This is a genomic window from Amycolatopsis sp. A1MSW2902 (assembly GCF_017312175.1).
Classification (GTDB): domain Bacteria; phylum Actinomycetota; class Actinomycetes; order Mycobacteriales; family Pseudonocardiaceae; genus Amycolatopsis; species Amycolatopsis nivea.
This window is the reverse complement of record NZ_QJPO01000001.1, coordinates 1,272,889-1,285,032: the sequence shown is the minus strand read 5'-3', so window position 1 is coordinate 1,285,032 and position 12,144 is coordinate 1,272,889. Positions and strand designations below refer to the sequence as shown.

Sequence of the window (12,144 nt, the reverse complement as noted above, 5' to 3'; positions counted from 1 at the left end):
GGTGGCTGGAATCCTGTCTTGCCGCTCGCCCAGGCTGGCGGCATGAACGATTCACGTCGCTGGGCCGCGCTGGCGGTCCTGCTCGTCGCGGAGGCGATGAACCTCCTCGACACCACCATCGTCCAGGTCGCCGCGCCCGCGGTGCACGCCGAACTCGGCGGCGCGCCCAGCACGCTCTCCTTCTACACCGCCGGGTACACGCTGCCCTTCGCGCTCCTGCTGATCACCGGCGGACGCCTCGGCGACATCATCGGCCGACGCCGCACCTTCCAGCTCGGCGTGGCCGGTTTCGTGCTCTCCTCGGCCTTGTGCGCGGCCGCGACCACACCCGGGTTCCTGCTGGTTTTCCGGGCCCTGCAGGGAGCTTCGGCCGCCTTGGTGATCCCGCAGACGATCGGCCTCATCCGCGTCCTGTTCGACGGCGCGGCCCGGGCACGCGCACTCGGCATGATCGGCCCGGTGATGGGGCTGGCCGCGGTGAGCGGTCCGGTCCTCGGCGGGCTGCTGACCGACGCCTGGTCGTGGCGGTCGGTGTTCCTGGTGAACGTCCCGCTCGGCGTCGCCGTGCTCGCCGCGTCCGGATTGCTGACCGAAGACCGGTCCGCCTCCCGGCCGCGGCTCGACCTGCTCGGGACCGGTTTGGTCGTGCTGGGGGCCGGGCTCGTGGTCTATCCGCTCCTCACACAGTGGAACGGTTATCTCGTTGCCGCCGGAGTGGCGGTGCTCGTGGTTTTCACTCTGCAGCAACGGTTTCGCGGCGGTCTGATCGAGCGCAGCCTCTTCCGCGGCCTCGGTTTCCCGGCCGGATTGACGACGTCAGTGCTGTTCTTCGCCGTGATGACCGGTCTGACCCAGGTTGTCGTCCTGTTCCTGCAACTGACCCAGCACGCCGACGCCCGGACCGCCGGACTCTCGTTGCTGCCGTGGTCGTGCGGACTGGCAGTATCGTCCTTTGTGGCCGGACGCTGGCTCGTCCCGCGCTTCGGCACCCGGATTCTCTTTGCTGGCGTAGTTTTCCTGGCCGCGGGGATCACCGGTATCGCGCTGGGCTGGCCACTGCTGCTCCCGCTGGCGATCGCGGGAACGGGAACCGGGTTGTTCACCGTGCCGTTCTTCACCGCGGCGCTCGCCCTCGTCCGTCCCTCGGAGACAGGTTCGGCGGCCGGGCTGCTGAACGCGGTGCAGCAACTCGGCGGAACCGTCGGAGTCGCCATGCTGACCACGGTTTTCCTCGACGCCGGCGTGACGGTCGCGTGCTGGACAGCGGTCGTCCTGACCGCTGCGGCCGGGGTGACCGCACTCGGCCTCATCCGCGGAACGCGCGCCGATATTCCGTCGGAGCCGTCCCCAGCCGGAGTGTGAAATGGCGGCGGAGATTGGCCGCCGAGCCGAGGCCGCTGCGTTCGCCGATCAGGCCGACCGGCAGATCGGTGGATTCCAGCAGGCTGCGGGCGCGCAGGACGCGCTGGTCGAGCAGCCATTGCAACGGCGTGGTCCCGGTGGCGTCGTGGAACCGGCGGACGAAGGTACGCGGGCTGACCCCGGCTCGGCGGGCCAGTTGCTCGACAGTCAGCGGCTGGTCGAGGTGGCGCGTCGCCCAGTGCAGCACCGGCCCGAGCCCGGCGTCGTCGGTGTCCGGCACCGTCGCGGAGACGTACTGCGCCTGCCCGCCGCCGCGATGCGCGGGCAGCACCATCCGGCGGGCGACCTCGTTGGCGACGTGCGCGCCGAGGTCGCTGCGCACGACGTGCAGGCAGAGGTCGATGCCCGCGCTGCGTCCGGCACTGGTGAGCACCTGCCCGTCGTCCACGTAGAGCACCGACGCGTCCACCTGGACCCGCGGATGCAGCATGGCGAGCGTGGCGGCGTACATCCAATGCGTCGCCGCTCGCCGACCGTCCAGCAGCCCCGCCGCCGCGAGCGCGAACGCGCCGGTGCACAGTGAAACGATCCGGGCGCCATGGGCCGCTGCCTCCTGGATGGCGTCGACCAGGTGCGCCGGGATCGGTTGTCCAGTTTGGACACACGCGTACGGCAAAGCGGGAACTAGCACGGTATCGGCATCTTTGAGCGTCTCGAGACCGTGACTGGCGTGCTGCCGGAAGCCGAACTCGGTGCGGGTTTCCGGCTTCTCCGCGCAGAACCGCAGCTCGTACCAGGGGTCGGCGAGGTCGGTCCGGGACGGCCCGAACACCTCGGCGGCGATGGCCAGCTCGAACAACGGCATGTCGTCGACCAGCGCGACCGCGACGGTTCGCATGCGGTGAGGATACGGCAGGAATTTTGCGGAAGGAGTCAGTCCTGCCACTCGCTCGCGCCGCAACGGGGTGGCAGATTCGCTCGCGTGACCGTCGTGGAACTCCGCCAGTACACCCTCCGGCCCGGGCAACGGGACGTCCTGATCGACCTGTTCGACCGTGCGCTGGTGGAACCGCAGGAGGCCGCGGGCTGCACCGTCGTCGGCCAATTCCGCGACGAGGACGCCCCGGACCGGTTCGTGTGGTTCCGTTCCTTCCCGGACATGGCCGCCCGGCACGCCGCGTTGACCGCTTTCTACCTCGAAGGCGAGGCCTGGCGGAAACACCGCGCCGCCGCGAACGCCACCATGCTCGACAGCGACAACGTCCTGCTGCTCCGCCCCGAAACCGACTTCCCGCCGATGTCCCGGCCCGTCGATGCCGTCGAACCGCCCTCGCGAATCCTGGTCCTGATCGGCCCGCCTGGTGCTGATTTCGTTGCGCCGCTTGCCTCCTTCGCCACCGAGCCCGCGGAGAACACCTTCCGTGCGCTGCCGGTGCGCGAAGGGGAGAACGTCCGCGTCGGGGTCTGGGTTTTCCCGGATCTCGCGGCGTTGCGGGTGTTCGAATCCCAGCTCGCTATTGGTGCCGAGGTGCAGCGGCTTCGCTTGGCTCCGACGGCGCGTTCTTCGCTTCGCTGATCCGCTGGGCGACGGCAGATCAGACGGCAACGTCATCCGCTGGCCGAGCTTGGCGGCTGCGTCGGCGATCGTTTCGAGCCAGGGGATCGTCGGGACTCCACTCGATCGCCTCGTCGTACGCGCGGAGAACAGCGACGTACTCCGGATTGTCCTGCGGGTGGCGAGAACGACGCGGGCGACGTCCGGCTCGAGCGCGCAGACAAAGGATCCAGCCGTCGCGGATGGCATTCTCGTGCAGCTCGGACAGTCCTGCTCGCTTCAGCCGGTCCATGAACGCGATGGCGTCGGACGGCAGAAGAGGCGGCCGGGCTGATCGAGGCCCCGCAACCGGGCGCGGCGTTGTTCGCGTTGCCGGATGTGATCGCGCAACTCCGCGTCGATCCGGTCGAGCGTGACGATGCGGGCCAGATCGATGACCGCCTGCGCGTCGTAGCGGCGGTATCCGGAGGCATCGCGCGCGCTCGGGCAGGAGCCCTTGCACGATTACGACACCCTGCGCGCCCTCGCTGACGAGGGGAACGAAACCGCACTGGACCGCCTCGCCGATCTCGCCGACCGCCGCGGCGACCTGGCCGAGCTGTCCGAGCTGCTCGACGAGGGCAGCGAACACGCCGGACGCTTGCTGACCCGCCGGGCGGTGGCGAAGAGTGATCTGCGGGAACTGCAACGGCTTTCGGACGCCGGAAGCAGCGAGGCTGAAACCGAACTGGAGCGCCTGCTTTCCCCAGGTCGTGAGGGGAACCCTGACGGAATCTGATTCCTTCAGGGTTCCCCTCACGAACCTCCCGTCATCCCGCAGGCGGCCGGTTGAGCCCGCGGATCTTCCGCATCACCGGAATCGCCAGCAGACAAGCGACCACACCCGACCCGAACAGCAGCGGGTAATTCGTGCTCGTGCTCGAACCGAACGACAACAACACCGGCCCGTAAACCGGCACCAGCGAACTCGGCAGCGTGAGCGCGATGTTCACCACTCCCATCTCGCGCGCCGCCTCGCCGTCCCCCGACAGCAGTGCGGCCGGGACCGCGAAATGGCCGCAGAAGTACCCGCCCAGCCCGACTCCGGCGATCGCGGCGCTGACGTAGAGCATCGGGACGCTCTTCGCCACGATCAGCACCGCCAGCGCGAGCGCCAGCATCACCGCTGACGAGAGCATCATCAGCCCGCGGCGGCCGAACCGGTCGGTGATCCAGCCGCCGGCCAGGCTCGCGGGCAGGGCGATGCCGAAGGCGATCAGGTTCACGACGAACGCGGCGTGCGCGACCTCGCCGCTGCCCACTCCCAGCACGTCGGACAGGTAGTAGACCAGGTAGGTGGTGAAGGTCGAGAACCCGATGGACAGCAGGAAAACCATGAGGCAGGCCCACGCGAACGGCGGGTTGTGCCGGGGCCGGAACGAGAACATCCGGCCGAGGTCGCGGATGCCGAACGGGGTCCGCTCCGCCGGGTCGAGGCGGCGGTCCCGCAGGACGGCGCACAGGATGACGACGGTGATCGGCGCGGCGATCGCGGGGAGCAGGAACATCCAGAACGGCGGCAGCCCGGTCACGGCCTGCGCGACGTAGCTGCCGCCGATCATCGAAACCGGGAAGCAGACGCCCATCAGCGCGCTCACCACGCCGCGCCGCTCCGCCGGGATCTGGTCGGGCAGCAGGGCGACCATCGCGGCGAGCGCGGCGTTGAACAGGATCTGCGTCAGGCACCAGCCGACCACGACCATGGCCGTCGTGGTGGCGAACGCGACCACGAGCAGCCCGCCGGTGCCGCCGAAGATCCCGGCGATCAGCCAGGGTTTGCGCATGCCGAACCGGGACGTGGTGCGGTCCGACAGGTGGCCGAAGAGCGGGTTGGCGACGACGGCGAGCAGCGCGCCGAGGCCGAGCGCGAGCGCGAGGGCGCCGACCTTGTGCTCGGGGTCGATCTGCTGGAGCCGGAGGGCGACGGTGACCGACGCCGGGGTGATGAGGGCGAAGTAGCAGCCGAGCAGTGCCGCGATGTAGGCGACGACGAATTTCGGGCCTGCCGTGCGAACGGACCGGTCCGCACTGACCGTGTGCGTCATGGCTTTCTCCGAGAGGGGATCGGTTCCGCGGGTCGCCGGGGCGACGCAGACGCCACCCGCGGTGGCGGTTCCGACGTTCTCGGGCGTGAGACAGCAAGGATGTTCACCTCGCGCCGGGCACCCTGTCAAGTACGGATTCCTTCAGCGCCCGGATCCCGGACGGCGAAAGGGTGTGCTCGACCGCCGAGACGATCCCGCCCGCGACGCCCGCGTGCCTGCCGAGTTCGCTGTGCGTCAGCACCAGGTTCCGGGTGGCCAGCGGCAGCGCGCGGCGGTAGACGACGCTGCGGATCCCGGCCAGCACGTCGTCGCCGGCGGCGGTGATCAGGCCGCCGAGCGCGATCGTGCGCGGGTTGTAGAAGTGCACCAGCATCGCGACGACCTCGCCGATCGTTTCGGCCGCGGTGCGGACGTGGCGCACCACGGTCGGCTCCCCGTCGCGGAGGGCGCGGGCGAGGTCCTCAATGGACTGAAGCGCGGGCAGTTCGGCCTGGACGATGCGCAGCACGGCTCCGGCGGAGGCCACGGCCTCGACGCAGCCGACGTTGCCGCATTGGCAGACGGTCTGGTCGTCGCCGGGGACGCGCACGTGCCCGATGTCGCCGGCCGCGCCGTCGGAGCCGCGGTGGATGCGCCCGTCCGCGAGCACGAGACCGCCGCCGATCCCGGTGCCGATCTTGAGGAACAGCAACGGATTCGCTTCGGCGGGCCGGGCCCGTGCCTCGCCGAGCGCCATCAGGTTCACGTCGTTGTCCACGAGCACGGCGCAGGAAAGCCGCTCGCCCATCACCTGCCCGACCGGATACCGGTCCCAGCCGGGCATGATCGGCGGCCGCACCGGGGAACCGGTCCGCGCGTCGACCGGGCCGGGCAGCCCCATGGCGAGCGCGGTGACCTCGCCGGGCTCGACCTCGGCCTCGCGGAGCAGTTCGCGCAGCCGGTCGGTCAACGCGTCCAGCGCGGCTTCCGGACCCTGCTCCAGCGCGAGCGGGAACTGCTGCTCGGCGAGGATCGTCTGCGCCGTGTCGGCGACGGCGACGCGAGTGCTGTGCGCGCCGAGGTCCGCCGCCAGCACCACGCCCGCCCGCGCGGCGAGCCGGAGCCGGTGGGCCGGACGGCCGCGGCCGGCGTGCGCCGAGGTGCCCGATTCGACCAGGACGCGGGAGCGCAGCAGCGCGTCCAGGTGCCCGTTCAGCGTGGACCGCGACATGCCGGTCGAGCGCACGAGCGCCGCGCGCGTGTCCGCCGAACCGGACGCGATCAGCCGCAGCAGCTGGCTGTGGGCCCGGTCGGCTGCGTCGTTTTCCGGGGCGGGCGGGGAGGAGAGCCGGACGGGGGTCCAGTCGGTCATAGCCCGGATGTTAGACCATTAATGCCGTTCTTTTTGACTGAAAGTGCCTTTATTTTTGACTTGATCCGACATAAAGCGGCGGCTTAGCGTGGGGCCACGACGGAGCAGGGCGTGAGACCCCAGGCCACGTCTTCGCAGGTGAAAGGACACGTATGGCGGAGCAGGACCCCCGGAAGAAACCCCGGCGAGGCGTCGCCGTGCTCGGTGCGGGGATGATCGCCGCCGTGCACCGCCGGGCCGCGCTGCTGGCGGGCGCGGAGGTGACCGGGGTGCTGGCCTCGACGCCAGAACGGTCCCGCGAGGTCGCCGACCAATGGCGAATCAGCACCGGATACCGGGACCTCGCCGAAGTGCTCGAAGACGAGCGCGTCGAGGTCGTGCACGTCTGCACGCCCAACGCCACGCACGCCGAATACGCCGAGGCCGCACTGCGGGCGGGCAAGCACGTGATCTGCGAGAAGCCGCTGGGCGTCTCGGTCGAGCAGGCCGGGCGGATGGCCGCCCTCGCCGAGCAGAGCGGGCTCGTGGCGACCGTGCCGTTCGTCTACCGCTACCACCCGATCGTCCGCGAACTGCGGGCCCGCGTGCGCAGCGGCGAACTGGGCGACCGGTTGCTGCTGGTGCACGGGAGCTACCTGCAGGACTGGATGCTCTCCCCGGACGTTTCGGGCTGGCGCGTCTTCCCGGACTCCGGCGGGCCGTCGCGCGCGTTCGCCGACATCGGCTCGCACTGGTGCGATCTGGTCGAGTGGATCACCGGCGACCCGTTCGCCGAACTGACCGCCGCGACCTCGGTCGCCGTGCCCGACCGTCCGGGCTCCGGCGGCCCCAGCTTCGGCGGATCCGGTTCGGGGGAACGGGTCCCGGTGCGGACCGAGGATTCGGCGACGCTGCTGCTGCGCACCGGAACCGGGGTGCTGGCCTCGGCGACGATCTCGCAGGTCGCTGCCGGCCGGAAGAACCGGCTGTGGTTCGAACTCGACGGCTCCCGCGGCAGCGCGGTCTTCGACCAGGAACGGCCCGAGTCGATCTGGCTCGGCGGCGCGGAGGAGTCCCGGATCGTCGTGCGGGACAGCGGAACCGGCTCGCCGGAGCAGCGCAGGCTGTCGCAGCTTCCCGCCGGGCACGCGCAGGGGTACGCCCAGTGTTTCGAAGCGTTCGTCGCCGACACTTACGCGGCGGTGGACGGCGCCGTGCCCGACGGCCTGCCCGGTTTCGCGGACGGGCTGCGTTCGGCTCGGCTGGTCGACGCGGTGCTGCGCTCGGCCCGCGACGGATCGTGGACGAAGGTGGAACGATGAAACTCGGAATGCTGACCGCCTGCCTGCCCGGATGGGACCTCGAACGGATCGCGAAGTGGGCCGCGGGCGCGGGATACGAAGCGCTCGAAGTGGCGTGCTGGCCCTCGACCGGCGGCCGTGATTTCGAAGCGTCCCACCTGCCGGTCGCCGAGTTCGGGCCGGAGCAGGCCGACCGGACCCGGGAACTGATGGCGCGCCACGGTCTCGGCATTTCCGCGCTCGCCTACTACGAGAACAACCTGCACCCGGATCCGGTGCGGCGCGCGGAGATCCACGCCCATCTGCGGGCTTCGATCGGCGCCGCGCAGGAGCTCGGCGTCGGGCTGGTCGGCACCTTCGTCGGCCGGGACCCCGGCAAGTCGGTCCGGGAGAACCAGGCCGAGGCCGAGACCGTCTTCCCGGCGCTGGTCGAGTACGCGGGGGAGCGCGGGGTCCGGCTGATCATCGAGAACTGCGTGATGGAGGGCTGGCATCCGGACGGCTATCCGGGCAACCTCGCCTACTCGCCCGAGCTGTGGGAGTGGATGTTCGGCCTCGGCCTGTACCTGAACTGGGACCCGTCGCACCTCACCTGGATCGGCATCGACCCGGTGGAGACCATCGCCCCGTACGCCGACCGCATCCTGCACGCCCAGGCCAAGGACGTCGAGCTGGACCCGCGCGCCCGGCAGCGCTACGGCTTCTTCGGCAAGACCGCCAAGGCCGACCCGTGGGAAACCGGCTGGTGGCGCTACCGGATCCCGGGGCTCGGCCAGGTCGACTGGGCGAAGGTCGTCGACCGGCTGCACGAGCACGGGTTCGACGGCACGCTCTCGGTCGAGCACGAGGACCCGGTCTGGGGCGGCACTCCGGGGAAGGTCACGCGCGGTCTCGAGATCGCGCACCGGACGCTGCGGCCGCACGTGATCGAAACCCCGGAGGAAGCGTGAACGACGTGCTCATCGTCGGCGGCGGGCTCATGGGCGCCGCCGTCGCCCGCGAACTGCGCGACGCCGACCCGGACGTCCGCATCGTGATCGCCGACGGCGGCCCGGTGATCGGCCCGATCCCGGGCCAGCACCTGCACGACGTCGCCGACCCGGAGATCTGGGAGCGCTACAACCAGCGCGTCGCCTCCGGCATCCAGGGTTTCTACACCGGCGTCGCGCCCACCGAGGACGTCGGCGCCACCCTCGTGGACGTCGAGCCCGGCATGTACCACCTCACGTCGCTCGGCGAGAACGCCGCCGAGATGCCCGCCGCCTCGATCGCCTGGAACGCGGGCGGAATGGGCGTCCACTGGACCGCCGCCACCCCCACGCCGTGGGGCGACGAGATACCGTCCTTTGTGGACTCCACGGAATGGCGGAACGACCTGGACCGGGCGGGAGAACTGCTGCGGGTCAACCGAAACCCCTTCCCAGACACCGAAGCGGGCCGGGTGGTGACCGCGACCATCGAGAAGCTGTTCGCGGACGTCGACGCTCCTGGCCGCGGCATCCAGCCGATGCCGATGGCGGCCCAGCGGGACGCCGAGGGAGTGCTCCGCCGCACCGGGCCCAACGTGATCTTCCCGCCGATCGCCGACGCCGCAACGGATCCGAACTTCACCCTGTTGACCGACACCCGCGCGATCCGGCTGATCCACGAAGGCGGCGAGGTGCGCGGTGCCGTGCTGCAGGACGTGCGATCCGGTGCCACCCGGGAAATCCGGGCCGCCGCCACCGTCGTCTGCGCCGACACGATGCGCAGCCCTCAGCTGCTGTTCGCCTCCGGAATCCGGCCGCCCGCGCTGGGCCGCTACCTCAACGAACACGCCTTCCTCACCGGACGCGTACTCGCCGACCCCCAGCGGCTCGGATTCGACCTGTCGGCGCTACCGACGCCAGCCGACGGCGAGATCATGGTCGAGCACTACTGGCTGCCGCACAGCGGTGCCGCACAACCGTTCCAAGCCCAGATCGGCACGCAGACGTTCACCGCGGAGGACGGCACCCGCCTGGCGTACCAGGTCGGCGCGAGCTTCTACATCCCGACGGAAATCCAGGCGGACAACCGGCTGGAATTCTCCGACGAGGAGACCGACGCGATGGGCATGCCGCGTCTCACTGTCCACTTCGGATGGTCCGAGCGCGACCGCGAACTCATCGAGCAGGCCCGGCGCACCCAGCAGGCGCTCGGCGACGCGCTCGGCTCGTTCGACCCGGCGACGGAATCGGCGCTGCTCGACCCGGGATGCTCGCTGCACTTCACCGGAACCGTCCGGATGGGGCCCGCCGACGACGGCACGAGCGTCTGCGATCCGGACTGCCGGGTGTGGGGCTTCGACAACCTTTACGTGGCAGGCAACGGCGTCGTGCCCACCGCGCTGGTCTGCAACTCGACCCTCACCGGCATGACGACCGCCGTGCGCGCCGCCCGCGCCGTGCTCGGCCGGACATCTTCGACTTCGACGAAGCAGGAGCAGCCATGACGCTCGACCGTTCCCAGTTCGCCATCAACACCCTGCAGTGGACGGACCTGGCCAAGGGCTGGGAGTACGACGACCCGGCCTTCCTGGACAAGCAGCCGCGGGTGCTCCGCGAGGCCGCCGAATCCGGGTTTTCCGCGGTGATGATGGAAGTCCTGCCCACCCAGACCATCCGGGCCTACCGCGAACTGCTCGCCGAGAACGGCCTGCGCGCGGCCCCGGGTTACCTGCAGGTCCCGCTGCCGGAATCGCACGGCGTGACGCTCGAACCGGGTTCCGCGGCGGAATTCCGCTGGTTCGACGGCGTGCGCCGCCGCGCCGACGAAACGCACGCCCTCGGTCTCGACACGATCTTCCTGTCCGCCGAGATGGTCACCGGCGGAGGAATGCCGCGCTTCGACGAGGCGGCGGGTGTCGGACACGCCTTCGACCGGGCCCGGCTGGAGCACTACACCGACCTCCTCGGCCGGGCCGCGGAAATCCTGACCGCGGAAGGGATCCGGCCCGCGTTCCACAACCACGTCGGCTCGTGGGTCGAGACGCGGGAGGAGATCGAGCACGTCCTCGCCGGGATCCCGGATTCCGTTCTCGGCGCGGGCTTCGACCTCGGACACCTGTTCTGGGCGGGCGCGGACGTCCGCGGGATGCTGCGCGAACACCGCGACCGGATCGCCGCACTGCACATCAAGGACCTCGACGTCGACCGGGTACGCGCTCTGCAGGCTTCGCCGGGGCCCTACACCCGCTCGACCGACAACCTGTTCCTCGAACCGGGCCTCGGCGGCGTGCCGCTGCTCGACTGCCTGGGCGAACTGCCCGCCGCGTTCGACGGCTGGATCATCGTGGAGGTCGATCGGCCGTCGATGGAACCGCTGGCCAGCGCGCGGGCGAGCTGGAAGTGGGTGGAGAGCAACTTCGCTGCCGCGTGAGGCCTGTCAGGTGAGGGCGAGCGGCAGGGTCCGTCGTACTGCGGCGGCGTGTTCGCCGTGCAGCGGGACGACCGAAACCCCTTGCGGCACAGGCACTTCCGCCGCCCTCGCCCCCACCCGGACAGCCAGCTCCAGCTTCTCCCGCCCGCCCGGCGTCCGCCGCACGGTCGCCGACGTGGCGGTAAACGCCGCCCCCGGCACCGCCAACCCGAGCGTCCGGGCAAGCCCCCGCGAGGACCGCGGCGAGTAGCACGTCTGCGTCAGCCCGCCCCATTGCCAGGCGCGCCAGAAATCCCCATCAGACTCCGGGTTGCCGGCGGAAACTCCCAGCGCCACCCGGAGCTCGTTGGTCAGCTCGCCAGCCTCCAGCACCGTCGAGGGAAAGCCCGCCTCCGCCAGCGCCACCATCAAGCTCAGCGCCGCGCTCGCCGTGCTCCGCAGCGCCCCCAGTTCGCCGCCGCCGCGGGCGAGGGCGGCGATCGGCGCGTCTTCCGGCCGGTAGCGCACCGCGAGCCAGCGCACCCGGTACACCCGCGAATCCCTGGGCACCGCCCACGTCAGCAGCTGCACGGCGGCCAGCGGGATGTCCGGGTTCCGGAACGTCGTGCGGAGGATGGCCAGCAGTTCGTCCGTGGAAGGTTCCCCGGCACCGGGCGTGAGGCGCACGATCGCGCTCCAGTCACCGTCGACCTCGGCGACGCCGAAGCGGTTGCCCGCGCGGTCGACGTGCTGACGCACCTTCACCGGACCGGCGATGCGCAGCAAGGCGTCCGGGCTGTCGCGGCGGCTGTCGTGGCGACGCAGCCGATGCGCGAGCCACGTCCACGCCCAGCCGGCGAAATGCCGTCCGGCGACCCGTACCGACGTCGTCACCACCAGCAGCCCGGCCAGCGCGGCGATGGTGATCCGCATTGGCTGGGCCAGGCCGTGCACGGTGAACGCGAGCAGCAGCGCCAGCCCGGCGATCTCCCACCCGGCCGCCTGCAACGGGCGGATCGGCAGCAGCCACGGCCACGGCGCGGTGCCCGAAATCCCGGCGGTCCCGGGGGCTCGGGCAGGAGCCGGGGCAGGCGGCGCGGACACGGACAACGCATTCCCCTCTTCCCCGGGCGG

The 12,144-nt window shown here is 70.9% G+C and carries 11 protein-coding genes; 7 read left to right on the top strand and 4 right to left on the bottom strand.

Annotated features, from left to right (window positions below; genetic code table 11):
- Positions 1 to 42: 42 nt before the first annotated feature.
- Positions 43 to 1,362: an MFS transporter gene (locus DMP23_RS05985; RefSeq protein WP_337820393.1), complete on the top strand. Its 1,320-nt coding sequence runs from the start codon at positions 43 to 45 to the stop codon at positions 1,360 to 1,362.
- Here DMP23_RS05985 and DMP23_RS05980 read toward each other — a convergent pair.
- The gene (locus tag DMP23_RS05980) at positions 1,307 to 2,260 is read right to left on the bottom strand and encodes a helix-turn-helix domain-containing protein (RefSeq protein WP_134665769.1); all 954 of its coding nucleotides are present in this window, start codon (positions 2,258 to 2,260) and stop codon (positions 1,307 to 1,309) included. The genes DMP23_RS05985 and DMP23_RS05980 overlap by 56 nt on opposite strands.
- A gap of 84 nt (positions 2,261 to 2,344) precedes the next feature.
- Here DMP23_RS05980 and DMP23_RS05975 point away from each other — a divergent pair, with 84 nt between their 5' ends.
- Both DMP23_RS05975 and DMP23_RS05970 read left to right on the top strand, forming a co-directional pair.
- The gene (locus DMP23_RS05975; RefSeq protein ID WP_337820392.1) at positions 2,345 to 2,938 is read left to right on the top strand and encodes an NIPSNAP family protein; all 594 of its coding nucleotides are present in this window, start codon (positions 2,345 to 2,347) and stop codon (positions 2,936 to 2,938) included.
- Positions 2,939 to 3,413: 475 nt separating this feature from the next.
- Complete coding sequence (locus tag DMP23_RS05970; RefSeq protein ID WP_037809604.1) at positions 3,414 to 3,695, top strand: hypothetical protein; 282 nt, start codon at positions 3,414 to 3,416, stop codon at positions 3,693 to 3,695.
- A 31-nt stretch (positions 3,696 to 3,726) separates the two neighbouring features.
- Here DMP23_RS05970 and DMP23_RS05965 read toward each other — a convergent pair whose 3' ends face one another.
- A complete protein-coding gene (locus tag DMP23_RS05965) occupies positions 3,727 to 5,001 on the bottom strand; it encodes an MFS transporter (RefSeq protein ID WP_337820391.1) in 1,275 nt (424 codons plus the stop codon).
- 103 nt (positions 5,002 to 5,104) lie between these two features.
- A complete protein-coding gene (locus tag DMP23_RS05960) occupies positions 5,105 to 6,352 on the bottom strand; it encodes an ROK family transcriptional regulator (protein ID WP_336159204.1) in 1,248 nt (415 codons plus the stop codon).
- Positions 6,353 to 6,504: 152 nt separating this feature from the next.
- Between DMP23_RS05960 and DMP23_RS05955 the strand changes: the two genes are divergently transcribed.
- The 4 genes from DMP23_RS05955 to DMP23_RS05940 are packed head-to-tail and all read left to right on the top strand — an operon-like array spanning position 6,505 to position 11,031.
- A complete protein-coding gene (locus DMP23_RS05955; RefSeq protein WP_337820390.1) occupies positions 6,505 to 7,653 on the top strand; it encodes a Gfo/Idh/MocA family protein in 1,149 nt (382 codons plus the stop codon).
- Positions 7,650 to 8,582, top strand: coding sequence for a sugar phosphate isomerase/epimerase family protein (locus DMP23_RS05950; protein ID WP_337820389.1), 933 nt, complete (start codon positions 7,650 to 7,652; stop codon positions 8,580 to 8,582). The genes DMP23_RS05955 and DMP23_RS05950 overlap by 4 nt, the downstream gene beginning before the upstream one ends.
- Entirely contained in the window at positions 8,579 to 10,105 is a 1,527-nt protein-coding gene (locus DMP23_RS05945) for a GMC oxidoreductase (RefSeq protein WP_337820388.1), read from the top strand. The genes DMP23_RS05950 and DMP23_RS05945 overlap by 4 nt, the downstream gene beginning before the upstream one ends.
- Entirely contained in the window at positions 10,102 to 11,031 is a 930-nt protein-coding gene (locus DMP23_RS05940; protein ID WP_337820387.1) for a sugar phosphate isomerase/epimerase family protein, read from the top strand. Before DMP23_RS05945 ends, DMP23_RS05940 begins: the two co-directional genes overlap by 4 nt.
- 6 nt (positions 11,032 to 11,037) lie before the next feature.
- Here DMP23_RS05940 and DMP23_RS05935 read toward each other — a convergent pair whose 3' ends face one another.
- The gene (locus DMP23_RS05935) at positions 11,038 to 12,120 is read right to left on the bottom strand and encodes a type VII secretion protein EccE (RefSeq protein ID WP_337820386.1); all 1,083 of its coding nucleotides are present in this window, start codon (positions 12,118 to 12,120) and stop codon (positions 11,038 to 11,040) included.
- Between the last annotated feature and the right edge of the window lie 24 nt (positions 12,121 to 12,144).